At 71.7% G+C, this 26,080-nt stretch carries 13 protein-coding genes; 12 read left to right on the forward strand and 1 reads right to left on the reverse strand.

All coding sequences use genetic code 11. The features are described from left to right. Positions 1 to 79: 79 nt before the first annotated feature. From MCHLDSM_RS00575 to mbtG, 7 genes are read left to right on the forward strand one after another with little or no spacing between them, the layout of a single operon-like run. Entirely contained in the window at positions 80 to 3,529 is a 3,450-nt protein-coding gene (locus tag MCHLDSM_RS00575) for a non-ribosomal peptide synthetase (protein ID WP_048468373.1), read from the forward strand. After that, a complete protein-coding gene (locus MCHLDSM_RS00580; RefSeq protein WP_048468457.1) occupies positions 3,526 to 4,269 on the forward strand; it encodes a thioesterase II family protein in 744 nt (247 codons plus the stop codon). The genes MCHLDSM_RS00575 and MCHLDSM_RS00580 overlap by 4 nt, the downstream gene beginning before the upstream one ends. Beyond that, on the forward strand, positions 4,266 to 5,567 hold the full coding sequence (locus MCHLDSM_RS00585; protein WP_082168611.1) for a beta-ketoacyl [acyl carrier protein] synthase domain-containing protein: 1,302 nt from the start codon (positions 4,266 to 4,268) through the stop codon (positions 5,565 to 5,567). The genes MCHLDSM_RS00580 and MCHLDSM_RS00585 overlap by 4 nt, the downstream gene beginning before the upstream one ends. After that, the gene (gene mbtD / locus MCHLDSM_RS00590; protein ID WP_048468374.1) at positions 5,567 to 8,461 is read left to right on the forward strand and encodes a mycobactin polyketide synthase MbtD; all 2,895 of its coding nucleotides are present in this window, start codon (positions 5,567 to 5,569) and stop codon (positions 8,459 to 8,461) included. The genes MCHLDSM_RS00585 and mbtD overlap by 1 nt, the downstream gene beginning before the upstream one ends. Next, positions 8,449 to 13,515, forward strand: a complete 5,067-nt coding sequence (locus MCHLDSM_RS00595; RefSeq protein WP_048468459.1) for a non-ribosomal peptide synthetase — start codon at positions 8,449 to 8,451, stop codon at positions 13,513 to 13,515. The genes mbtD and MCHLDSM_RS00595 overlap by 13 nt, the downstream gene beginning before the upstream one ends. Next, positions 13,512 to 17,972: a non-ribosomal peptide synthetase gene (locus tag MCHLDSM_RS00600; RefSeq protein ID WP_048468375.1), complete on the forward strand. Its 4,461-nt coding sequence runs from the start codon at positions 13,512 to 13,514 to the stop codon at positions 17,970 to 17,972. The genes MCHLDSM_RS00595 and MCHLDSM_RS00600 overlap by 4 nt, the downstream gene beginning before the upstream one ends. Continuing rightward, positions 17,969 to 19,261: an NADPH-dependent L-lysine N(6)-monooxygenase MbtG gene (mbtG, locus tag MCHLDSM_RS00605; RefSeq protein WP_048468376.1), complete on the forward strand. Its 1,293-nt coding sequence runs from the start codon at positions 17,969 to 17,971 to the stop codon at positions 19,259 to 19,261. The genes MCHLDSM_RS00600 and mbtG overlap by 4 nt, the downstream gene beginning before the upstream one ends. On the opposite strand, the gene MCHLDSM_RS00610 is transcribed toward mbtG, so the two are convergent. Then, positions 19,253 to 19,567 (reverse strand): type II toxin-antitoxin system VapB family antitoxin, encoded by a 315-nt coding sequence (locus tag MCHLDSM_RS00610; protein WP_048468377.1) that lies wholly within the window; start codon positions 19,565 to 19,567, stop codon positions 19,253 to 19,255. The genes mbtG and MCHLDSM_RS00610 overlap by 9 nt on opposite strands. Positions 19,568 to 19,720: 153 nt before the next feature. Between MCHLDSM_RS00610 and hrcA the strand changes: the two genes are divergently transcribed. From hrcA to MCHLDSM_RS00635, 5 genes are all read left to right on the forward strand, one after another. Then, a complete protein-coding gene (gene hrcA, locus MCHLDSM_RS00615; RefSeq protein ID WP_048419247.1) occupies positions 19,721 to 20,752 on the forward strand; it encodes a heat-inducible transcriptional repressor HrcA in 1,032 nt (343 codons plus the stop codon). A gap of 57 nt (positions 20,753 to 20,809) precedes the next feature. After that, positions 20,810 to 21,955 carry a molecular chaperone DnaJ gene (gene dnaJ / locus MCHLDSM_RS00620; protein ID WP_048468378.1) on the forward strand — a complete coding sequence of 382 codons (1,146 nt, stop codon included), beginning with the start codon at positions 20,810 to 20,812 and terminating at the stop codon, positions 21,953 to 21,955. A 10-nt stretch (positions 21,956 to 21,965) separates the two neighbouring features. After that, on the forward strand, positions 21,966 to 22,706 hold the full coding sequence (locus MCHLDSM_RS00625; RefSeq protein ID WP_048468379.1) for a 16S rRNA (uracil(1498)-N(3))-methyltransferase: 741 nt from the start codon (positions 21,966 to 21,968) through the stop codon (positions 22,704 to 22,706). 105 nt (positions 22,707 to 22,811) lie between these two features. Continuing rightward, positions 22,812 to 23,231, forward strand: a complete 420-nt coding sequence (locus tag MCHLDSM_RS00630; RefSeq protein WP_082168613.1) for an MmpS family transport accessory protein — start codon at positions 22,812 to 22,814, stop codon at positions 23,229 to 23,231. After that, positions 23,228 to 26,044: an MMPL/RND family transporter gene (locus tag MCHLDSM_RS00635; RefSeq protein WP_048468381.1), complete on the forward strand. Its 2,817-nt coding sequence runs from the start codon at positions 23,228 to 23,230 to the stop codon at positions 26,042 to 26,044. The genes MCHLDSM_RS00630 and MCHLDSM_RS00635 overlap by 4 nt, the downstream gene beginning before the upstream one ends. The last annotated feature ends 36 nt before the right edge of the window (positions 26,045 to 26,080 follow it).

A 26,080-nucleotide genomic window follows, 5' to 3' on the forward strand; every position in this document is an offset into this window, starting at 1 on the left:
TGGGTAGGAGTTCTCGGTGACCCGAATATAGGGTAGCCTCCACAAAGTTAGGGCAGCCTGTACTAATGCTGGAGGCTTGGTGGGATCAGCGACGACGAGTGTCCTGTCGATTCGTGACGAGGTGGCCGAGCTGCTCGGGATCGCTCCCGACGATCTCGATCCGCACACCGATCTGATCGCCTCGGGTCTGGACTCGATTCGGATGATGACCCTGTCCGGGCGCTGGCGGCGACAGGGCATCGACGTGAGCTTCGCGGCGCTGGCCGCCCGACCCACGGTGCAGGCGTGGGCGGAGCTGCTGGCCGGCCGCGAGATGTCCGCGCTCGGGGAGCCCGCGCAGTCCATGATTGCCGCGGAGGACGACGGACCGTTCCCGCTGGCCCCGATTCAGCATGCGCTGTGGGTCGGCCGCAACGACGACCAGCAGCTCGGTGGGGTCGCCGCGCACCTCTACGTGGAGTTCGACGGCACCGGCGTCGACCCCGACCGGCTGCGCGCCGCGACGGCCCGGCTGGCCGAGCGGCATCCGATGCTGCGCGTCGACATCCTGCCCGACGGCACCCAGCGCATCGGCGACCGCAGCCTTCCCGTCATGGTGTACGACCTGCGCGACGCCGACCTCGCCGCTGCCGACCGACACCTCGAGCAGATCAGAGACGAGAAATCCCATCAGCTGCTGCACGGCGAGGTCGTCGAGTTCTCGCTGTCCCTGCTGCCGGCCGGCCGCACCCGCCTGCACGTCGACCTCGACATGCAGGCCGCCGACGCCGTCAGCTACCGCACCTTCATGGCCGACCTCGCCGAGTTCTACGCCGGCGGAACGCTTCCCGCGCTGGGCTACACCTACCGGCAGTACCGGGCGGCGCTCACCGCGGCGGTCCCGCTCAGCGACGAGGACCGGCGCTGGTGGGCCGACCGACTCCCGGACCTGCCGGAAGGCCCTGCGCTGCCGCTGGTTCCGCGCGCCGAGCAGGCGAACCCGCGCCGCGGCACCCGGCGCTGGCACACCTTCGACGTCGCCACGCGCGACGCGCTGTTCGCCGCGGCGCACCGGCGCGGCATCACCCCGGCGATGGCGATCGCCGCCTCCTACGCCGGCACGCTGGCCCGCTGGGCGACCCACCGCAGATTCCTTTTGAATTTGCCGATGTTCGGGCGCGAACAGTTCCATCCCGACGTCGACAAGCTGGTGGGCGACTTCACCTCGTCGCTGATGCTCGACGTGGACCTCGGCGAGGCCCGCACACCGACCGCGCGCGCCCAGGTGCTGCAGGACTCCCTGCACGCCAGCGCACGGCACGCGAGCTACTCGGGCCTGTCGGTGTTGCGTGACCTGACCCGTCTCCACGGCACGCCCGTGCTCGCGCCTTTCGTCTACACCAGTGCGCTGGGTCTCGGAGATCTGTTCGCCGGCATCGTGACCGAGCAGTTCGGCACGCCGGTGTGGACGATCTCGCAGGGCCCGCAGGTGCTGCTCGACGCGCAGGCGACACCGGTGGCCGACGGGTTGATGATCAACTGGGACGTCCGTGAGGACGCCTTCCGGCCCGGCGTCGCCGACGCGATGTTCGCCCATCACCTGGCCGAACTCGAGCGTCTCGCCGCCGACGACGGCGCCTGGGACGCCGTCGATGTCAGCGCCGTGCCGCCCGATCAGCAGGCCCGCCGCGACGCCGTGACCACCGCGTCCGCCGCGCCCCGCGAGGCCCTGCACGACGGCTTTCTCCGGCAGGCCGAGGTGCAGCCGGAGGCGACCGCGGTGCTCGACGGCGACGGTGCGCTGACCTATGCGCAGGTGCGTGAGCAGGTGCTCGCCGTCGCGGCCGCGCTGCACGTCGCCGGGGTCCGGCCGGGGGACACCGTGGCGGTGACCGGGCCCAAGAACGTCGAGCAGATCGTTGCGCTGCTGGCGATCTCGACAGCCGGAGCGGTCTACGTCCCGGTGGGCATCGACCATCCCGCCGAGCGGGCGGACCGCATGCTCGACAGCGCCGGCGTGCGGATGGTGCTGGCGTGCGGTGACCAGCCGCCCACCCGGTGCGGTCTGACCGTCACCGAGGCGCTGCGGGTGGGACGTCGGGAGACCGGCTTCAGCCCGCCCGCCGTCGCCGCCGGCGAGCCGGCCTACATCCTGTTCACCTCGGGGTCGACCGGAGAACCCAAGGGCGTCGAGATCACCCACGACGCGGCCATGAATACCGTCGGATTCATCAACGCCCACTTCGACATCGGACCGGCCGACCGCTGTCTCGCGCTGTCGACGCTCGAATGCGATCTGTCCGTGCTCGACGTGTTCGGCATGCTCGGCGCCGGCGGCACCGTCGTGGCGGTCGACGAAGCGCACCGCCGCGACCCGGACACCTGGGCGCGGCTGATCGAACGGCACGGCGTGACGGTGCTGCACTTCATGCCCGGCTGGCTGGAGATGCTGACCGGAGTCGACGGGGACCTGTCCACGGTGCGGGTGGTCCCGACCGGCGGCGACTGGGTCCGCCCCGAACTGGTTCGCGCGCTGCGCCGCCGGGCGCCGCGGATGCGCTTCGCCGGACTGGGCGGTGCCACCGAGACGGCCACCCACAACACGATCTGCGACGTCGACCTGCTTCCCGAGGACTGGACGTCGGTACCGCTGGGGGTTCCTTTGCCCGGCAACATGTGTCGCGTCGTCGGACCCGACGGGCTGGACTGCCCGGACTGGGTGCCCGGCGAACTGTGGGTCGGCGGCCGCGGCATCGCCCGCGGCTACTGCGCGCGCCCGGAGCTGACGGCGGAGCGCTTCGTCACCCATGAGGGCCGACGGTGGTACCGCACCGGCGATCTGGTCCGTTACCGGCCGGGCGGGCTCATCGAGTTCGTCGGCCGTGCCGACCACCGGGTGAAGATCAGCGGCTACCGGGTCGAACTCGGCGACGTCGAAGCCGCCCTGCGCCGGGTACCCGGCGTCGACGCGGCCGTGGCCGCGATCGTGCCGACCGACGGCGGCCGCGACGTGCTCGGCGCTGCGGTGTGCACGGACCGGGACCCGCAGAGCGTCACCGCCGCGCTGTCGGAGATCGTCGCGCCGCACATGATCCCCCAGATCGTCGTCGTCACCGACCACGTGCCGTTCACCGTCGGCGGCAAGGTGGACCGCGTCGCCGTCGCGCGGATGCTCCGCGCGGGAGCCGAGGTGCGCGCCGGCCGCGGCTACCGCGCGCCGAGCACCCCGCTCGAGACAGCGCTGGCCGCGATGGCCGGCGAGGTCCTCGGCCGCAGCCGGATCGGCGTCGACGACGACTTCTTCGCCAGCGGAGGGGATTCCGTGCTCGCCACCGCGGTGGTCGGCCGGGTGCGCACGTGGCTGGACACCCCCTCGGTGGCGGTCGCCGACATCTTCGCCGCCCGCACGGTCGCGGACCTGGCGACGCGACTGCTGGCGCGCGAACCCGACAGTCACCGGCTCACGGAGGTGGCGCAGCTGTACCTGGAGGTGGCCGCCATGGACGGCGCCGAGGTCAGTGCGGCGCTGGAATGTGCTTCGGCGGGATGAGTCTCGACCTCGATCGCATCGAACTGACACCGTGGATCAAACGGTTCCCGGGCCGGCCGGGCACCGCGACCCTCGTGTTCCCGCACGCCGGCGGCGCCGCCGCGGCCTACCGCCGTTTCGGCATGGCGCTGGCGGCCCGCGGCGTCGACACCTTTCTCCTGCAATATCCGCAGCGCGGTGAACGGCTCACGCATCCGGCCGTCGCCACCGTCGGCGACCTCGCCACCGACATGCTCGGCGCCGCGGACTGGGCGGCGCTCGGACCGCTGCGACTCTTCGGGCACTGCATGGGTGCCCTGGTCGGATTCGAGTTCGCCCGGCAGGCCGTGCGGCGCGGGATCATGGTGCGCGAGCTGTGGGCATCGGCGAGCCAGGCGCCGTCGACGGTCGCGGGCTCGCGGCCGGTGCCCACCACCGACGCCGGGTTGCTCACCGACATCGCCGATCTCGGCGGCACCGACGCCGCTCTGCTCGACGACGACGACTTCCTGGCCCTGCTGCTGCCGGCCGTCCGCGCCGACTACCGGGCCTTCAACGCTTACACCTGCGGGCGTGACGTGCGCATCACGGCCGACGTCCACGCCCTCGGTGGCCGCGACGACCACCGTGTCGATCAGGAACTGTTGCGACAGTGGGTGATTCACACCGACGGTGCCTTCACCTTCACCGAGTTCGCCGGCGGCCACTTCTATCTGGACGACCACCTGATTACCGTCGCGGACTTGGTCAGCTGCACGTGACCGACGACCCGATCGCGATCGTCGGAATGGCGGTGGAGGCGCCGGGCGGGGTGGCCACCCCCGACGACTTCTGGACGCTGCTCACCGAGGGACGCGAGGCGCTGACCCCGTTCCCCGCCGACCGGGGTTGGCCGGTGCACGAACTCATCGACGCCTCGCGCCGGGGCGGCGCGACGCCGATCCGCGACCTCGGCGGATTCCTCTCCACCGCAGGTACATTCGACCCCGAGTTCTTCGGCATCTCCCGCCGAGAGGCTCTCGCGATGGATCCGCAGCAGCGCGTCGGGCTGCGGATGGCCTGGCGTGCGCTCGAGGACGCCGCGATCAACCCCGACGACCTGGCCGGCCACGACGTCGGCTGCTACGTCGGTGCGTCCGACATGCGATACGGGCCCGCCATGGACGAGTTCGGCGAGCACACAGGGCATCTGATCACCGGAACCTCGCTCGGCGTCATCTCCGGCCGGATCGCCTACACCCTGGGGCTGGCCGGGCCGGCGATGACCGTCGACACCTCCTGCTCCTCGGCGCTCTCGGCGGTGCACCTGGCCGTGCAGGCACTGCGCGCCGGTGACTGCGACCTCGCACTCGCCGGAGGTGTCTGCGTGATGGGATCACCCGGCTACTTCGTCGAATTCGCCCGGCAGCACGCGCTGTCCGACGACGGCCACTGCCGCCCCTACAGCGCGCACGCCAGCGGCACCGTCTGGGGTGAGGGCGCCGGGATGTTCGTGCTGCAGCGCCGATCCGCGGCGCGCCGCGACCATCGACCCGTGCTCGGCGTGGTCCAGGCGAGCTGCGTCAACAGCGATGGCCGGTCGGTGGGGCTGACGGCGCCGAGCCAGGACGCCCAGACGCGCCTGTTCCGGCGCGCGCTCGACACGGCGGCCGCCGACATCGAGATGATCGGCATGGTCGAAGGCCACGGCACCGGCACCCGTCTCGGCGACCGCACCGAACTGCGGTCCCTGGCCGCCACCTACGGTGCCGGCGCGCCCGGCCGCGGTCCGCTGCTGGGCTCGGTGAAATCGAACCTCGGCCACACCCAGGCCGCCGCCGGGGCGCTCGGCCTGGCCAAGGTGCTGCTGGCCGCCGAACACGGCGTGGTGCCCGCGACTCTCCACGCCGAGCAACCCAGCGACGAGATCGACTGGGCCGCCACCGGTCTGCGGCTGGCGGCCGAGGCGACGCCGTGGCCGGCCACCGGCGCCGCGCGGTGGGGCGCGGTGTCCGCCTTCGGCATGAGTGGGACCAACACGCACATCGTGGTGTCCGTCCCCGACGGTGAGGCCGCCTGATGCCGTTCTCCGAACTGCCGGACGGGCGCCTCCCCGTCCTGCTCACCGCACACGAGGCGGACCTGCTGCCCGACGCCGCGCGGGACGTGCTGGACTACCTCGGTCGCGAGCCGGGCGAGGTCGCGCAGATCGCCGCCCATCTGCTCGGCACCCGACGGCTACGCCGGCACCGGATCGTGCTGCGCGCGCGCGACACCGCCGAGCTGGCCGACGGTCTGCGTGCCGTCGTGGCCGGCCGCGACCACCCGCTGGTCGCCCGCTCGACAGGTAGCGCCACCAGCCGCCGAGCGTTCGTGTTCCCCGGCCAGGGCACGCAGTGGCCGGGAATGGGCGCCGAGGCGTACCGCGGGCTGCGGGTGTATCGGGAGACGGCCGACCGGATCGACGCGGCGTTCCGCAGTGCCGGGCTGACCTCGCCGCTGCGCTTCCTCACCAACCCGCCGGCGGGCGAGTCGGTGTCGCACCTGGAACTGCAGGGCGCCCAGTTCGTCCACGCCGTCGCACTGGCCGCAGTGTGGCGCTCCTGCGGCATCCTGCCCGACCTGACGATCGGCCACAGCCTCGGCGAGGTCGCGGCCGCCCATGTGGCCGAATGCCTGTCGCTCGACGATGCGATCGCCGTGCTCGCCGCACGCGCCGCCGCGATCGAGGCCATCCCCGGCGACCACGGGGTGGCCGTTCTCGGCATGGACGCGGTCGAGGCGGCCGAGCTGATCACACGTGCTCCCGGCTGGCTGGAACTCTCGGCGATCAACGCCAGCACCTCCGTCGCCGTCTCGGGGGAGCGCCGTGCGGTCACCGCCTTGGTCGACGCGGTCGCGGGGACAGGGCGTTTCGCCCGGCCGCTGGCGATGAGCTTCCCCGCGCACACCAGCGCGATGGACGCGTGCGGACGCGGCGTGACCGACGCCCTGCCGGCCGGAGAGTTCACCGAATCGGCCGTGCCGTTCATCGGCTCCGCGACCGGTGACGTCGTCGCGGCCGGCACCGACCTTCGCTCCTACTGGCTTGCCAACCTGCGCAACACCATTCGCTTCGACCGTGCCGTCGACACCGGCATCGCGCACCACGCCGACGCTTTCCTCGAGATGTCCGGGCACCCCTCGCTGCTGTTCGCCGTGGAGGACGGCGTCGACCGCAGCGTGCCGCCGCGGCAGGCACTGGTCCTGGGGTCGGGTCACCGCGACCAGCCGATCGCCGACAGCCTGGCCGCGAACATCGCCGCCGCGGCCGTCGCCGATCCAGGGTTCCGCTGGGCCGATCTGCTCGCCACCCGGCCCCACCGGCTCCGACGGTTTCCCGGCGCCCCGATGCGGGCCGAGCACCTCTGGGCGGTGTCAGCGTCACCCCCCGCGCAGCCCACGCTCACTGTCACCGGCGAGCGCTGGGAACCGTGTGTCGTGCGCGGCAACGTCGTTCCCGCCCCGCGTTCAGTGGCCGTCCTCGGCGCGGGGCCGGGTCGCCGCCCGGACCCGGCATGGGCAGAGGCGATCCGCCGGCACCGCGCGGCGGTGCCGACCGCGGCGTCCGAGGCCGAGGTGCTCGTGGTGCTCGCTCCGTCGTTTCCCGACGCGGACGCCGCCGCGTCGGTCGGCGCGCTGAGCACCGCCCTCGATCGCGGCCTGCTCGACTACGCCGACGCGATCGGCGCGCGCTGCCGTGACGTCTGGCTGGTGACCGACGGCGCCGAGCAGATCAACCCCGACGACGCCGCGCCGCACCTGGCTTCGGCCGCGCTCGCCGCGATGCATCGCAGCGTCGCCCACGAACATCCCGACCAGGGCTTCCACCACCTCGACCTCGCGTCGAGCGACCGCGCCGCGGCGGCGGACATCCTCGACATCCTGCTCGGCACGACCGGTGAGATCGCATTGCGCGAAAGGGTCTGCTACCGGCGGACACTCGACCGCGAGGCGCCGCCTGCGCACCGATTCGACGCCGGAGTGCTCGACGACGTCGTAATCACCGGTGGTCACGGGACGATCGGCTCGGCCTATGCACGGGCGCTCCCCGCCCTCGGCGCCCGGCGCATCACCCTGCTCAGCCGCCGCGGGGAACGCGACGACTTCGCCGGCGCGCACGGCACCGAGATCGTGTCGCGAGCCTGCGACATCACCGACCCCGCCGCGGTGGCCGCGGCCGCGCGGACCGCCGGCGAGGCCACCCTCGTCGTGCACGCCGCCGGAACGGCCGCCTTCGCCGAGCGCACGGGGATCACCGGCGCCGCGCTGACCGAGATGGCGGCCGCACGGCTCGCCGGTCTCGACCACCTCACCGCCACCTGGCCGATGACCGCCGACACCCGAATCCTGTTGTGCTCGTCGGTGACTGCGGTGTGGGGTGGCAGGGGAGCGGCCGCCTACGCGGCAGCCAACCGCATGCTCGACGTCGCGGCCGCGCGCCTGCGTTCCGCGGGACGCCACGCTGTCGCCATCCGGTGGGGACTATGGGAGGGCAGCACCATCGTCGACGCCACCGAGACCGCGCGTGTGCAGCGCACCGGCCTGCGCCCGCTGACCCCGGCAGACGCGGTGGCGGCGAGCCTGGCCGACCATCCGATCGATCCGTTGATCTTCGCCGCCGACCCGCGTCGCATGCAGAGCTTCCTCGCCGCGGCCGACCAGGAGCCACCCCCGCCGGTCGCCGACGGACCGGTCACCGCGTCGGAGGCGGTGCGCAGCCAGCTCGCCCTGGTGCTGAACGTCGACGCGGCGACGCTGGATCTCGAGGAGTCGCTGTTCGACCTCGGCGTGGACTCGCTGCTCGCACTCGACCTGCGCCGACGACTGACCCGCACCACCGGACACACCGTTGCACTGGCCAGCCTGCTCGGTGGCATCACCGGCACCGACCTCATCGCCGCCCTGCAGCGAGAAAGGGAATCTCCCGCGTGACCGACATCGACACCGGACTCGACGAACGCCGCCTGGAACTGTTGCGGCGCAGACTGTCTCAACGAGGTCTCACACCACCCGCTTCGGCACCGCCCGCACCCGCGGCGCCGCCCGCGATGACGGACGGGCAGCTGCGCATGTGGTTCGTGCACGCGGCCGACCCCAGCGCCGCGCTGCTCAACATCTGCCTGTCCTACCGGATCACCGGGGACGTCGACATCGCGCGGCTGCGCGCGGCTGTCGACGCGGTGGCGGTCCGCCACCGCGTACTGCGGACCACCTACCGCGCCGCCGACGACGGGCTGCCGGTGGCCACGACCGAATCGGAGCTGCGTCCGGGGTGGGCCGAGCACGACCTGTCCGACCTCTCCGACCGTGCCCGAACGCTGCGGCTTGAGGTGCTCGCGCAACGGGAGTTCGCCGCACCGTTCGACCTCGCGGTGGACTCGCCGCTGCGCATCACGGTCGCCCGCACGGGACCCGACGAGCTCGTCATGCTGCTGGTGGCCCACCACATCGCCTGGGACGACGCCTCGTGGGAGGTGTTCTTCGCCGACCTCACCCGGGCGTACGCCGGACACCCGCTGAAGCCGCTGCCGCCCGCCGCCCCCGCCGCCACCGACACCGAGGCCGACGACGTCGCCTACTGGCGCACCGTGCTGGCCGACCCGCCCGAACCCCTGGAGCTGCCGGGCCCCCACGGATCGGCCGTCCCCACCAGCTGGCGCTGCCGGCGCGCCGCGGTGCGCCTCGGCCCCGACACCGCCGCCCGGGTCACCGCGCTGGCCGACGAGGCCGGCGCCACCCCGTACACGGTGCTGCTCGCCGTGGTCGGGGCGCTGGTGCACCGTTACAGCCACGTCGACGACTTCCTGGTCGCCACACCGGTGCTCAACCGCACCGGGGACACCGACGGCCGCATCGGCTACCACGGCAACACGGTCGCGATGCGGTTGCGGCCACGGCCGGCGATGACGTTCCGGGAGTTCCTCGCCGAGACCCGGGAGACCGCGATCGGCGCCTTCGCCCACCAGCGAGTCGCGCTGGACCGCATGGTCCGCGACCTCAACCCCGACCGGCGGCACGGCACCGAGCGGATGACCCGGGTCAGCTTCGGCCTGCGCGGACCCGATCGCTACGGCTTCACGCCCCCGGGCGTCACCTGCCACCGCGCCGAGCTGCGCTCACACCTGACCAACCTGCCGCTGGGCATCATGGCCGAATTCGACACCACCGGTGTGCTCGTCGAACTCGAGCACCTCGTCGAGATCATCGACGCCCGCCTCGCGCAACAGCTCCTCGACCACTTCACGGTGCTGCTCGACGGTGCGCTGAACGCCCCGGACACTCCGCTGAGCCGGCTTCCGCTGCTGACCGACGCCGACCGCGCACGGCTGACGGAGATGTCGCACGGACCGACGTTCGACACCGCGCCCGCGACGATCGTGGACCTGATCGAGACGCAGGTCCGGACCACCCCGGACACCACCGCCGTGGTCTACGAGGGCCGTCACCACAGCTACCGGGAGATCAACGAGGCCGCCAACCGGGTCGCGCACCGGCTGATCGCCGACGGCGTCGGCGCGCAGGACCGGGTCGCGGTGCTGCTCGACAAGTCACCCGAGCTCGTCGTCACCGCGCTGGGTGTGCTCAAGGCCGGTGCGGTGTACGTGCCGATCGATCCCACCTACCCGACCGACCGGCTGGACTTCATCCTCGGCGACTGCGATCCGAAAGTCGTTCTCCGGGAACCACTCACCGCACTGGACGACGTGCCCGCCCACGATCCCACCGACGCCGACCGGGTGCGGCCGCTGCGGCCCGCCAACACCGCCTACCTGATCTACACATCGGGCTCGACGGGCCTGCCCAAGGGTGTGCCGGTGCCGCACCGGCCCGTGGCCGAGTACTTCGTCTGGTTCAAAGGTGACTACCGGGTCGACGCCGACGACCGGCTCCTGCAGGTGGCCTCACCCAGTTTCGACGTGTCGATCGCCGAGGTGTTCGGCACGCTGGCCTGCGGTGCGCGCCTGGTGATCCACCGCCCGGACGGACTGCGCGACATCGGTTACCTGACCGATCTGCTGCACACCGAGGGCATCACCGCCATGCATTTCGTGCCGTCACTGCTCGCGCTGTTCCTGTCGCTGCCCGGCGTCAGCCAGTGGCGCACGCTGCAGCGGGTGCCGATCGGTGGCGAGGCACTTCCCGGCGAGGTCGCCGACAAGTTCCACGCCACGTTCGACGCGCTGCTGCACAACTTCTACGGGCCCACCGAGACCGTCATCAACGCCAGCCGCTACCGGGTCGAAGGGCGCCAGGGCACCCGGATCGTCCCGATCGGCACCCCCAAGATCAACACGCAGATGCACCTGCTCGACGACGCCCTGCAACCGGTGCCGATCGGATCGATCGGCGAGATCTACATCGGTGGCGGCCATGTCGCCGACGGCTATCACCGCCGACCCGCGCTGACCGCCGAACGGTTCGTCGCCGACCCGAACACCTGCGGGGCGCGGATGTACCGGACCGGCGATCTGGCCCGCCGCAACGCCGACGGTGACCTCGAGTTCGTCGGCCGGGCGGACGAACAGGTCAAGATCCGCGGCTTCCGGATCGAACTCGGCGACGTCGCCGCCGCGATCACCGTCGACCCGAGCGTCGGTCAGGCCGTCGTGGTCGTCAGCGACCTGCCCACGCTGGGCAGGAGCCTGGTGGCCTATCTGACGCCCGCCGACGGCGACGATGTCGCCCTCGAGCGCGTCACGGCGCGGGTGGCGGCGGCGCTGCCCGAGTACATGATCCCGGCGGCGTATGTGGTGGTCGGCGAGATCCCCATCACCAGCCACGGCAAGATCGACCGGGCGGCGCTGCCGGCCCCGGAGATGTCGCCGCGCAACACCTTCCGTGAGCCCGGCCCCGGTACCGAACGGCTGCTCGCCGACCTGTACGCCGACCTGCTCGACCACGACCATGTCGGTGCCGACGACTCGTTCTTCGACCTCGGCGGACACTCCCTGCTGGCCACCAAGCTCGTCGCGGAGGTGCGCGCCCGGTTCGGGGTCGACGTCGCGGTGCGGGACGTCTTCGAACGGGGCACCGTCGCGGCGCTGGCCGCGCACCTCGACACCCTGGCCGGCGACTCCCACCCCAGCGCACGCCCACCGCTGGTCCCGAGGGGACAGGACGGGCCGGCCCCGCTGTCCTCGTCGCAGCTGCGGTCGTGGTTCGGCTACCGCATCGAGGGGCCCAGCCCGGTCAGCAACATCCCGTTCGCGGCGCGGCTGACCGGCCCCTGCGACGTCGACGCGTTCGTCGCCGCGATCGGCGACGTCGTGGACCGCCACGCGGTGCTGCGCACCACCTACCGCGAGATCGACGGCGTACCCCACCAGATCGTCGGCGACGTCGACGACCTCCCGGTGCGCCGGGCCGGCGGCACGGGCGAGGACTGGCTGCAGACCGAACTCGACCGCGAACGCCGGTACGCCTTCGACCTCGAGCGCGAATGGCCGCTGCGGGCCGCGGTCTTCGGGGTGGACGGCGATCAGGTGCTGTCGCTGGTGATCCACCACATCGCCGGCGACCACTGGTCGGGCGGCATCCTGTTCACCGACCTCGTCACCGCCTACCGGGCCCGGTGCGCCGGGCAGCGGCCCGCCTGGGCGCCGCTGACGGTGCAGTACACCGACTACGCGGCGTGGCAGGCCGAACTCCTGCGGGAGGAGACCGGCGTCGTCGGACCCCAGCGGGACCACTGGGTCGACCGGCTGCGGGGCGCGCCCGCCGAAGCGGGGCTACCGCTGGACTTTCCGCGGCCGCGGATCCCCAGCGGCGACGGCGACGCCGTCGAGTTCAGCATCGACGGCCCGACCCGTCATGCGATGGCGACGCTGTGCCGCCACCTCGGGGTGACCGAATTCATGTTCCTGCAGGCCGCTGTCGCCGTCGTCCTGCACAAGGCCGGCGGCGGACGCGACATCCCGCTGGGCACACCGGTCGCCGGCCGCAGCGACGCCGCACTCGAGCACCTGGTCGGGTTCTTCGTGAACTTCGTGGTGCTGCGCAACGACCTTCGCGGCGACCCGACCGTGCGCGAGCTCCTGCTGCGCGCCCGGGAGACGGCGCTGTCGGCCTACTCGCACGCCGACGTGCCGTTCGAGCAGATCGTCGAGACCGTCAACCCGCCGCGCACGCTCGCCCGCAACCCGCTGTTCCAGGTGGTGGTGCACGTCCGCGAGCAGATGCCGCAGCGCCAGCGCATCGACGCCGACACCGAGTTCATCGCGCTGGAGCCGACATTCGACATCGCCGCGGCCGACCTGTCGGTGAACTTCCTGGCCACCGATGGCAACGGCTACCGCGGCTACCTGATCTACCGGCCCGAGCTGTACAGCCGCCGCACCGTCGAACGCCTCGCCGGATGGCTGACACGGATCGTCGGCGCACTGGCCGACGATCCCGACCGCAGGCTGGGTGACCTCGCGATCGGCGCCCCGCAGCAGCTCGATCCCGAAGGGGGCGGACGTGTCGAGGTGCAGGTGCTCGACGACGACCAGCGACCTGTCACCGTCGGCGTAGTGGGCGAATTGTGGTTGCGCGGAGCGGCATTGAGCCGGCCGCATTCCACCGGTCACCGGGCGCGGTGGAACGAGGACGGTACGCTCGACATCCTCGCCGACGGCGCAGGCGCCCCGGCACCGGTGGCCGAGGTCGTCTGGGAGGCGCCGCAACCGGGCACCGAGCAGACGCTGGCCGGCCTGCTCACCGCGTTGCTGGGCGCCGAGAACGTCGGCCGTCACGACGACTTCTTCGGCCTGGGGGGCGACAGCGTGCTCGCCGTCCAACTCGCCGCCCGGGCCCGTGACGCCGGACTCCCGCTGACCGCTCGCATGGTCTTCGAACACCCCGACCTGGCCGGACTGGCCGCGGCGGTCGACACCGGTGACGCCGAGCACGAGGTGCACGATGTGCGGCACGCGCCGATGACGGCGTCCGGACTGCCGGCCGACGAACTGGCGGCGCTGACCGCGTCCTGGGGGACGCCCGGATGACGAGGACCGCCCCCCGCGCGGCCGCTGTGGAGGACGTGCTGGCGCTGAGCCCCCTTCAGCAGGGCCTGTTCTCGATGGCCGCGCTGAGCCCCGACGGTGACGACCCCTACCTCATCGCGATGGCCGCCGACGCCACCGGCGCCCTGGACGCCGATCTGCTGCGCCGCTGCGCGGCCCACCTGCTCGACCGGCACGCCAACCTGCGCGCGAGCTTCGTCCAGGGTGATCTCAGCCGGGCCGTGCAGGTCATCCCCGCCCACGTCGAGACGCCCTGGCGGCACGTCAGGGTGGCCTCGCCGGCCGAGATGGAGTCGGTCGAGAAGGCCGAGCGCGCAACGGGATTCGACCTCGCTTGCGGGCCGGTGCTCCGGTTCCTGCTGATCGAAGCCCCGCACGGGTGGCGGTTCGTCGTCACCGCGCACCACATCGTCATCGACGGCTGGTCGCTGCCGTTGTTCATGGGCGAGTTGCTCACGCTGTACCGGGCGGGCGGCGATCCGGCCGCGCTACCGCCGCCCCGGCCGTACCGGGACTACATCGGCTGGCTCGGCCGGCGCGACCCCGACACCAGCCGGGCGCGGTGGCGGCGCCACCTCGACTGCCTCGACGCCCCGACACTGGTCACCCCGGCGCTGACCACCGCCGCGGTGCCACCGGGCCGTCCCCGCCAGACCGAGGTGAGGATCGACGCGTCGGCCACCCGCGCGCTGACCGACGCGGCCCGCCACCGCGGCGTCACCCTCAACACGCTCGTCCAGATGGCCTGGACGACAGTCCTGTCGGTGATCACCGACCGCGACGACGTCGTCTTCGGCGTCACCGTCTCCGGGCGGCCCGCCGAGCTGGCCGGCGTGGAACGCATGATCGGACTGTTCATCAACACCGTCCCGCTCCGGGTCCGGCTCGACCCCGCCGCACCCACCCGCGATCAGTGCCTGACGCTGCAACGCGAGGCGGCGGCGCTGCGCGATCACGGCTACCTCAGCCACGCCGAGCTCCGCGCGCTCGGCGGCGTCGGGGAGCTGTTCGACAGCCTGGTCGTGTACGAGAACTTCCCGCCCGGCGGCATCGTCGACCAGACCGAATTCGCCGCCGGCGCCGCGACCTTCGTCCCCCGGGCGCTGGAGAGCCTGTCGCACTTCCCGGTGACCCTGGCCGCGCACCTGGCCGATGACGAACTCACCGTGCTCGTCGAGGTGATCGACGGCGCACTCGGGCCGCTCGATCCCGAGCGGCTCGGCCGGCGCGTGTTGCACACCGTGGCGCGCCTGATCGACTGCTGGGAGCGCCCACTCCGGCAGGCCGGGGTGCTGCTCCCCGACGAGGAACACCACGGTGCGGCCCCGTTGGCGGCCGCGACGCACGGTGGGATTCACGAGCGCTTCACGGCGGTCGCCACCCGGGTGCCCGATGCGGAGGCGCTGACGTGGGACGGCGGGGCACTGACCTACCGGGAGCTCGACACCGCCGCCGACCGGCTCGCCAGGGTGCTGCTCGAGGCCGGGGTCGACACCGAAGACGCAGTGGCCGTGCTGCTTCCGCGCGGCGCGGACTACGTGACCGCGATGCTGGCCGTGCTCAAGGCGGGCGGCGTCATCGTTCCGCTCGACCCCTCGATGCCGGCCGACCGCATCGACGACATCCTCGGCCAGTGCCGACCCCGCGTGGTGGTCGATGCGGCGTTCCTGGCCGCGGCATCGACACCACCACCCGCCGGCTACCGGCCCGCGCCCACGCACCCCGCCCGGGCCGCCTACGTGGTGTTCACCTCCGGCACCACCGGCCGGCCCAAGGGGGTCGTCGGCACCCACGGCGCGGTGCTGGCCTACGCCGAGGACCACGCCGCGCACCTGTTGCGTCCCGCCCGTGCCCGTCTCGGCCGGCCGCTGCGCGTCGCCCATGCATGGTCGTTCACGTTCGACGCGGCCTGGCAGCCGCTCGCCGCGCTGCTCGACGGTCACACGGTGCATCTGGTGGACGACCAGACCCGGGGTGACGCGGAGGCGCTCGTGCAGACGATCGACCGGTACGGCATCGACATGCTCGACACGACGCCGTCGATGTTCGCGCAGCTGTCCTCGGCCGGGCTGCTGAGCACCGTGCCGCTCGCGGTGCTGGCGCTGGGCGGGGAGGCGGTGAGTACGTCGATGTGGCGGCTGTTGCGCGACGTATGCGCCCGCACGTCGATGACCGCTGTGAACTGTTACGGGCCGACCGAGACCACGGTCGAAGCGGTGGTGGCCCGCATCGACGGGCATCCGCACCCGGCCATCGGCCGTCCGACCGGGCCCACCACCGCCCACGTTCTCGACGCCTGGCTGCGCCCCGTGCCCGACGGCGTCGCGGGGGAGCTGTACCTGTCCGGGGCGCAGGTGACACGCGGCTATCTCGGGCGCGCCGCCGAGACCGCCGGCCGGTTCGTCGCCGACCCGTTCGCCGCCGGGCAACGGATGTACCGCACCTCCGACGTGGTCCGGCGCGGACCCGACGGCGAACTGCAGTTCCTCGGCCGCGCCGACGACCAGGTGAAGATCCGCGGTTTCCGGGTGGAACCGGGCGAGATCGCCGGCGTGCTCAGCGCCCACCCGGACGTGCGGGCCGCCCATGTGACCGTCACCCGGCATCCGCGAGGACCCCGCCTGACCGCCTACATCGCGGTCGGTGCGTCGCCGCCCACCGTGGCCGATCTGCGCGCAGTGATGGCGAAACGGTTGCCGCGCTACATGATTCCGCAGCACCTCGTCTGCGTCGACGAGCTGCCGCTGACCGCGCACGGCAAGATCGACGAGGCGGCGCTGGCCGCGATTCCCGTCGCGGACGAGGCGGCGAGCGCCGCCGCGACCCCCACCGAGCAGGCGCTGGTCGATCTGCTCGCCGACGTGCTCGACGGACAGCGGGTCGGGGTCACCACCGACTTCGTGGAGATCGGCCTCGACAGCATCGCCGCCCTCAGCGTCGTACAGGCGGCGCGGCGGCGCGGCATCGACATGCGCGCCCGGCTGATGGTGGAGTGCGCCACGGTGCGCGAACTCGCCGCCGCGATCGACGCGGCGGGCGACGCTGCCGAGCCCGCGACCGTCACTCAGGAGCGCTTCGGCGAGGTCGCCCCCGCCCCGATCATGGCCTGGCTGTCCGAGTACGGGAACTTCCGTCGCTTCACCCAGAACGTGCTCGTCGCGCTGCCCGCCGACATGGAGGGGCACCGGCTCGACGCCATCCTGCAGGCCCTGCTCGACCGGCACGACATGCTGCGTTCGGTGCTCGACGCCCGCAACCGGCTGACCACCCGCCCCCCGGGCAACGTCTCCGCGCGCGACGTGCTCACCACCGTCCCCGGGTGCCCGCCGGCCGTCGTGGCGGCGGAAGCCGTTGCCGCGCTGGACCGTATCGACCCGCGCACAGGCGCGATGGTGCAGGCGGTGTGGTTCACCGGGCCGCCGTCGGTGCTGCTGCTCTGCGTACACCACCTCGCCACCGACGTGGTGTCCTGGTACGTCATGCTGTCCGAACTGCGCAGGCTGGCCGACGAACTCGCCGCAGGACGGACCCCGGCCCCCGAGGTGGAGTACACCCCGTACCGGCACTGGACCCGGCTGCTGGAGCAGCGCAGCCACACGGCCGACGTGTCCGGTCAGCGGGCCTACTGGGCGGCCCAGCTCGCCGGCCCGGATCCGGTACTGGGGAGCAGGCTGCCCGACCCGACCCGCGACACCTGGGCATCGCAACGACTCACCGACGTCGTCACCGACACCGCCACCACCCGCACGATCCTGCACGGCCTCGACACCGCGCGCATCGACGTCCGCGACTTCCTGCTCGCCGCACTCACGGTGACGATCGCGTCGTGGCGTCTGTCGCGCGGTGAACCGGCGCAGCACGGCGCGCTGATCGCGCTCGAAGGGCACGGTCGCGAGGACGGACTCGTGGGCGAGGCTTCCGTCGACACCTCCGCCACGGTCGGGTGGTTCACCTCGGTCTACCCGGTGCGCCTCGGGGCGGGCCCGGCCGTGATCGACGTCGACACCGCCGCGGGCGATCCCGCCGCCGCCCGGACACTGCTGGGCGCAGTCACCGAAACCCTTGCCGCCGTGCCGAACCGGGGCCTGGACTACGGGCTGTTGCGCTGGCTGCGCAAGGACCCCGCGCTCGCGTCGCACCCGGGCCCGCAGGTGGAGTTCAACTACGTCGGCCGCTACGACCTGCAACCCGACCGGGCCGCCGCAGACTGGACGCTCGTCACCGACGAGACGCTCAACGCGCAGCTGCCCGTCGCCGCCGAACCGGATCTGCCGCTGCGCTACACCTTCGACGTCATCGCGGTCGTCCTGCCGGGCCCCGACGGACCACAGCTGCGGACCAGCTGGCGCTGGAGCGACCGGCTGTCCACCGCCGACGAGCTCGAGCAGCTCACCGCGCTCTGGTCGCGGGCCGTCACCGCACTGGGTGGCGCACTGTGAGCACCCCGACGCTGGCCGTCATCGGTGCAGGCCCCAAGGCGGTCGCGGTCGCAGCCAAAGCCGCCGAGCTGCGGGCGATGGGGGTGGCGGCGCCGGAGGTGGTGGCGATCGAACGCGCGAGCGTCGGCGCCAACTGGCAGCCGATCGGCGGGTGGACCGACGGCGCCCAGCGGCTGGGCACGAGTCCCGAGAAGGACGTCGGCTTCCCGTACCGGTCCTCGCTCGTCGCGCGCCGCAACGCCGAACTCGACGAGCGGATGACCCGGCACAGCTGGCAGGCGCACCTGATCGCCGCCGGGCAGTTCGCCGAATGGGTGGACCGGGGCCGTCCGGCCCCCACCCACACCGGGTGGAGCCGCTATCTGCGCTGGGTCGCCGACACCGTCGGGATGACCGTGCTCACCGCCGAGGCCGAACAGATCGCGGTCGACGAACACCGGTGGGCGGTGCGGACGTCCGCGGGGACCGTGTCCGCCGACGGGGTGATGATCACGGGCCCGGGGCAGGCAAGACGCTCGATCCTGCCGCAGGATCCGCGGGTGCTGTCGATCGCGCAGTTCTGGCAACGTGCCGCCCGCCACCAGCTGATCGTGGCGGAACGCGTCGCCGTGATCGGCGGGGGAGAGACCGCGGCGTCGATGCTCAACGAGCTGTTCCGGCACCGGGTCTCGACGATCACCGTGATCTCACCGCAGGTCACGCTGTTCACCCGCGGCGAGAGCTTCTTCGAGAACACGCTGTTCTCCGACCCGACCGACTGGGCCGGGCTGACGATCGCCGAACGGCGCGACGCGCTGGCCCGCACCGACCGCGGCGTGTTCTCCGCCCGCGTGCAGGACGCGCTGCTGGCCGACGACCGCATCCGTCACCTGCGGGGCAGGGTCGCCCACGCGGTCGCCCGCGACGAACGAATCCGGTTGACGCTCAACACGAACCGCGGCGGTGCCGCGCTGGAGACGGTGCACGGCTTCGACCTGGTGATCGACGGCTCGGGTGCGGACCCGATGTGGTTCGCCTCGCTGCTGAGCCAGGACGCGCGCGACCTGATCGAGCTCGCCCTCGGCGCGCCGATGACCGCAGGGGTGCTGCAGGAGGCCGTCGGTCACGACCTGGCCGTCACCGGTCTGGCCCCGAAACTGTTCCTGCCCAACCTCTCCGGTCTGATGCAGGGCCCCGGATTCCCGAACCTGAGCTGTCTGGGACTGCTGTCCGACCGCGTGCTCGCCGCCCGCTACGCGCCCCGATCCTCGACGAGCCCCGGCGAGCACGCGGGACGGCTGTCAGCCTGATTGCGTCAGCGGCTCGTCCATGTCGAACACCCGCGCGTGCAGCACCGTGCGGTTGCGCAGCGCGGCCCGCACCGCGCGGTGCAGCCCGTCCTCGAGGTAGATGTTGCCGCGCCACTTCACCGCGTGCGGGAACAGGTCGCCGTAGAACGTCGAGTCCTCCGACAACAGCCGGTCCAGCGCGAGCACCGTCGTCGTCATCACCAGTTCGTCGAGGCGGATCTGGCGCGGCGGGATCTGCGCCCACTGGCGGTGCGACAAGCCGTGGTCAGGATAGGGTCTGCCATCGCGGACACCCTTGAAGATCATCGACGCGCCTTTGCTTTGCCCCGTACCCCCGCACACCCCCAGCCCTGCAAGGTTAACCCGGCCTCCCGCCCAGGGCCGCTCGGTCGAGAACACCGCTGCTGAGCACCGTAAACTGGACCCGACGGTCACGATCTCGATGAGGTGGGGTGAACAATGGGCAGCGCCGACGAGCGTCGATTCGAAGTTCTCCGCGCGATTGTCGCCGATTTCGTCGCGACCAAGGAGCCCATCGGGTCCAAGACCCTGGTGGAGCGGCACAACCTCGGGGTGTCCAGCGCGACGGTCCGCAACGACATGGCGGTGCTGGAGGCCGAGGGTTACATCACCCAGCCCCACACCAGCTCCGGCCGGGTGCCCACCGAGAAGGGCTACCGGGAGTTCGTCGACCGCCTCGACGACGTCAAGCCGATGTCGAGCGCGGAGCGGCGCGCGATCCTGACGTTCCTCGAATCCGGTGTCGACCTCGACGACGTGCTGCGCCGGGCGGTCCGGCTGCTCGCCCAACTGACCCGCCAGGTCGCGGTCGTGCAGTACCCGACGCTGTCCACCTCGTCGGTGCGACGGCTCGAGGTCGTCGCGCTGACCCCTGCGCGGCTGCTGCTGGTCGTGATCACCGACTCGGGCCGGGTCGACCAGCGCATCGTCGAACTCGGCGACGGCATCGACGACGGTCAGCTCGCGCAGCTGCGCGAACTGCTCGGGCAGGCACTCGAAGGCAAGCCGCTGGCCGCGGCCTCGATCGCGGTGTCCGACCTGGCCTCCCACCTCAACGGGCAGGGCGGCCTGGCCAACGCGGTCGGCAGGGCGGCGACCGTGCTGGTCGAAACCCTGGTCGAGCACACCGAGGAGCGGCTGCTGCTCGGCGGGACGGCGAACCTGACCCGCAACACCGCCGACTTCGGCGGCTCGCTGCGCTCGGTGCTCGAGGCGCTCGAGGAGCAGGTGGTGGTGCTGCGACTGCTGGCCAAACAGCAGGAGGCGGGCAAGGTGACGGTGCGCATCGGGCACGAGACCGAGGCCGAACAGATGGCCGGCACCTCGGTGGTGAGCACCGCCTACGGTAGTTCTGGCAAGGTCTTCGGCGGCATGGGTGTGTTGGGTCCCACACGGATGGACTATCCGGGAACCATCGCCAACGTCGCCGCAGTTGCTCTTTATATTGGCGAAGTCCTAGGTAACCGCTGATCCGTGCGGCCCCGATCGGGGTATACCGCGCGGAGCGACGGGTAGGAGAGGTTGAGCGTGGCACGCGACTATTACGGCTTGCTCGGAGTGAGCAAGGGCGCCAGTGAGACGGAGATCAAGCGCGCCTATCGCAAGCTCGCCCGCGAGCTGCACCCCGACGTCAACCCCGACGAAGAGGCGCAGGCGCGCTTCAAGGAGGTCAGCGCCGCCTACGAGGTGCTCAGCGACCCGGAGAAGCGCCGGATCGTGGACCTCGGCGGCGACCCGCTGGAATCCGCCGGCGCCGCCGGCGGTGGCTTCGGCGGGTTCGGTGGCCTCGGCGACGTCTTCGAAGCGTTCTTCGGCGGCGGCGCGACGTCACGCGGCCCGATCGGCCGGGTCCGGCCGGGCTCGGACTCGCTGCTGCGGATGCGCCTCGACCTCGAGGAGTGCGCGACCGGGGTCACCAAGCAGGTCACCGTCGACACCGCGGTGCTGTGCGACCTGTGCCACGGCAAGGGCACCCACGGCAACTCGACGCCGGTCACCTGCGACACCTGCCACGGGCGCGGTGAGGTGCAGACCGTGCAGCGGTCGCTGCTGGGCCAGGTCATGACGTCGCGACCCTGCCCGGTGTGCGGCGGCGTCGGCGAGGTGATCCCCGACCCGTGCAACCGGTGCGCCGGCGACGGCCGCGTCCGGGCCCGTCGCGAGATCAGCGTGAAGATCCCGGCCGGTGTCGGCGAGGGCATGCGGGTGCGGTTGGCGGCCCAGGGCGAGGTCGGGCCCGGCGGCGGGCCGGCGGGCGACCTCTACGTGGAGGTGCACGAGAAGCCCCACGACGTCTTCGTCCGCGACGGCGACGACCTGCACTTCACGATCTCGGTGCCGATGGTCGACGCCGCACTGGGCACCTCGGTCACCGTCGACGCGATCCTGGACGGTCCGACCGAGATCACCATCGGAGCGGGCACGCAGCCCGGGTCGGTGACCACGCTGCGCGGCCACGGCATGCCCCACCTGCGCTCCGGCGTACGCGGTGACCTGCACGCGCACATCGACGTCGTGGTGCCGTCCCGGCTCGACCACGATGACGTGGAACTTCTGCGCGCCTACAAGGAACGCCACCGCGACACCGCCCAGGTGCGCAGTTCGGCGGCCGCGGCGTCGAACAACGGCGGCGGGCTGTTCTCCCGGCTGCGCGAGACGTTCACCGGCCGCTAGGTCGCGACGGGTGCGGACCCTCTTCTACATCGACATCGTTCCCGGCGCCGGTGACGTGGCCGTCGTCGAGGGAGACGAGGGCTTCCACGCCGCCACCGTGCGCCGCATCCGTCCCGGCGAGGAACTCGACCTCGGTGACGGGGCGGGAACCGTCGCGCACTGCGTCGTCGAGGACGTCGCCAAGGGCCGGCTGACGGCACGCGTACAGGAGCGCCGGCACATCGACCGCCCCACGCCGACGGTGACGGTGGTGCAGGCGCTGCCCAAGTCCGAGCGCGCAGAACTGGCCGTCGAGCTGGCCACCGAAGTGGGTGCCGACGCCTTCGTCGCGTGGCAGGCCGCCCGCTGTGTGGCGCGCTGGGACGGCGCCGCGAAGATCGACAAGGGTCTGCGCCGGTGGAGCGCGGTGGCACGCGCGGCCGCGCGGCAGTCGCGGCGTCCCCACATCCCCACCGTCGACGGCGTGGTGTCGACCGCCGAACTGGCCGACCGGGTGCGGGCGGCGCGTCCGGGCACCGTGCTGGTGCTGCACGAGTCGGCCACCCGCCCGCTGAGCGAGGTGCCGCTGTCGGGCACCGACGCGGTGACGCTGGTCGTGGGACCGGAGGGCGGCCTCACCGACGCCGAACTGGCCACGTTGACCGACGCGGGCGCGGTGGTGGTTCGGTTGGGCCCGACGGTGCTGCGCACGTCGACGGCGGCCGCGGTCGCGCTCGGGGCACTCGGGGTGCTGACGGCTCGCTGGGCGTGACCCGTCAGTGACGAGGTAGGCCCCACCCGGCCGTCGAGGTAGGTTAGCCTGCCCTACAACAGACTGCCCGCGGCGCCGATCGAAGGACTCCCGATTCTCACCCGTCTGACCCGAGCGTGGATCCCGCTCGTGCTGGTGATCGTCGTCGCCGTCGCAGGGTTGGCGGTGTGGCGCATCCGCGGCATCTTTGGCTCGCACACCCTGCCGACGTACGCGGGCAGCGCCTCCTCCGATGCGAACAGGTCCGACCCCAAGGTCGTGCGCTACGAGATCTTCGGCAACCCGGGCGCGACGGCCGACATCAACTACATCGACGACGAGGGCGACCCGAACCAGATCGTCGGCGCCGCCCTGCCGTGGGCCATCGAGGTGCAGACCACGTCCCCGGCGATGGTGGGAAACGTTGTCGCCCAGGGTGACAGCGACTTCCTCGGCTGCCGCATCCTGGCCGACGGCGTCGTCAAGGACGAGCGCGCGGCGTCGAACGTGACCGCCTACGTCTACTGCTTCACCAAGTCGGCATGACGGTCGCTGCGCGGTGGATCCGCCGGCTGGCGGTCCCGATCATCCTGGCCTGGCTGCTGGTCGTCGTCGCGCTGACGCTGCTGGTGCCCCAGCTCGAGGTGGTGGCCGCGCGCAACGCGGTGTCGATGAGCCCCAGCGATGCGCCGTCGATGCAGGCGATGGCCGACATGGGTCGGCTGTTCGGCGAGTCCGAATCCGATTCGATCGCGCTGGTCGTGCTCGACGCCGACCAGCCGCTCGGCGAGGACGCGCACGCCTACTACGACACCCTCGTCGACCGGCTCGAAGCCGACCGCACCCACGTCCGCGACGTCCAGGACACCTGGGGCGACCCGCTCACCGAGGCCGCGGCCCAGAGCTCCGACGGCCGGGCCGCCTACGTCACGCTGTATCTGGCCGGCAACATGGGCGAGACCGCGTCCAACGAATCGGTGCAGGCGGTGCGGGACATCGTCGGCGACCTGGCGCCCCCGCCGGGCGTGCGCATCCACGTCACCGGGCCCGCGGCGCTGACCGCCGACGTCAACATCGCCGGCGAGAGCAGCATGGCGCGGATCCTGGCCGTCACGTTCGCCGTCATCGTGGTGCTGCTGCTGTTCTTCTACCGCTCCGTCACCACCGTCGTGCTGCTGCTGATCATGGTCGGGGTCCAGATGTCGGTCGCGCGCGGCGTCGTCGCCGCGTTGGGCAACGCCCAGATCATCGGGCTGTCCACGTTCGCGGTGAACCTGCTGGTGTCGCTGGCCGTCGCTGCGGGCACCGACTACGCGATCTTCCTGGTCGGGCGCTACCAGGAGGCGCGCGCCTCGGGCGCCGACCCCGGGCAGGCCTACGACGAGATGTTCGGCGGCACAGCGCATGTGGTGCTCGGATCGGGGCTGACCATCGCCGGGGCGATGTTCTGCCTGAGCTTCACCCGGATGCCGTACTTCCAGAGCATGGGCATCCCGTGTGCGGTGGGCATCGTCGCCGGTGTGGCGGTCGCGCTGACACTCGGCCCGGCGATCATCACCGTGGCGAGCCGCTTCGGCATGCTGGAACCCAAGCGCGCGTTGCGGATCCGCGCCTGGCGGCGGGTCGGCACCACGGTGGTCCGCTGGCCCGGCCCCATCCTGGTCGCCTCGCTGGCGCTGGCGCTGATCGGACTGGTGGCGCTGCCGGGCTATCAGACCAGCTATGACGACACGCGCTACATCCCGGCGTCCATTCCCGCCAACGCCGGATTGCAGGCCGCCACGCAGCATTTCTCCCTGTCCCGGATGAGCCCGGAGGTCCTGATCGTCGAGGCCGACCGCGATCTGCGCAACCCGTCGGACTTCCTGATCCTCGACCGCCTGGCCAAGCGCGTCTTCGCCGTGGAGGGCGTGGCCCGGGTGCAGGCGCCGAGCCGGCCCGACGGCGCCCCGATCGCGCACACGTCGATCCCTTTCCTGATCAGCATGCAGGGCGTCGGTCAGCAGCAGAACATGAAGCTGATGAAGGACCGCATCACCGACATGCGCACGCAGGCCGACGACATCGCGAAGACGATCGACACGATGAAGACGATGTACGGGCTGATGTCGAGGTTCTCCGGCATCACCACCGAGATGATCGACGACATGGCCGAGATGCGCGACACCGTGCACCAATTGAGGGACATGGTGGCGAATTTCGACGATCAGTTCCGGCCGATCCGCAACTACTTCTACTGGGAACCGCGATGCTACAACATCCCGCTGTGCTGGTCGTTCCGCTCGCTGTTCGACTCGATGGACGGCATCGGCACGATGACCGACACGTTCGACAAGGCCGTGGTGAACATGGACGAGATGAAAACCCTGCTGCCGCAGATGCTCGCGACGTTCCCGCCGATGATCCAGACCATGGAGAGCATGCGGCAGATGATGCTGACCACCTACGCCACGATGGGTGGGTTCTACGACCAGATGGACGAACTCACCCGCAACTCGACCGAGATGGGCAAGGCGTTCGACGCCGCCCGCAATGACGACTCGTTCTATCTGCCGCCCGAGGTGTTCGACAACAAGGACTTCCAGCGGGCGATGGAGAGCTTCTTCTCACCCGACGGCAGGACCGTGCGGATGCTCGTCGCGCACCGCGGCAACCCGACCACCGAGGAGGCGCTGCGCCGCGTCGAACCCATCAAGATCGCGGCGATCGAGGCGCTCAAGGGCACCCCGCTCGAAGACGCGACGATCCAGCTCGGCGGCACCGCGGCCACGTTCAAGGACATGTCGGACGGCTCCCGGTACGACCTGATGATCGCGGTCGTCTCGGCGCTGGGCCTGGTGCTGACGATCATGCTGGTGCTCACCCGCAGCCTGGTCGCGGCTCTGGTGATCGTCGGCACCGTCACGCTGTCGCTGGGCGCGTCGTTCGGCATCTCGATCCTGATCTGGCAACACATCGTCGGCATCGAGCTGCACTGGATGGTGCTCGCACTGTCGATCATCGCGCTGATCGCGGTCGGATCGGACTACAACCTGCTGCTGGTGTCCCGGTTCAAGGAGGAGGTCGGCGCGGGCATCAGGACCGGCATCATCCGCGCCATCGGGGGGACCGGTTCGGTGGTCACCGTCGCCGGGGTGGTGTTCGCGCTGACCATGGCATCGATGGTGGTCAGCGACCTGCGGATCATGGCGCAGGTCGGGACCACGATCGGGCTGGGACTGCTGTTCGACACGTTCGTCGTGCGGGCCTTCATGATGCCGGCGATCGCCACCCTGCTGGGCCGCTGGTTCTGGTGGCCGGTGCCGGTCCGCTCCCGGCCGGCCCGCATATCGACTGGACCTGTTTCGCCGCGGCGCTAAACTGGGACGTCAAAGACTCGATCAGCACAGGAAGCA

It is taken from the genome of Mycolicibacterium chlorophenolicum, from assembly GCF_001044235.1.
GTDB classification, from domain to species: Bacteria; Actinomycetota; Actinomycetes; order Mycobacteriales; family Mycobacteriaceae; genus Mycobacterium; species Mycobacterium chlorophenolicum.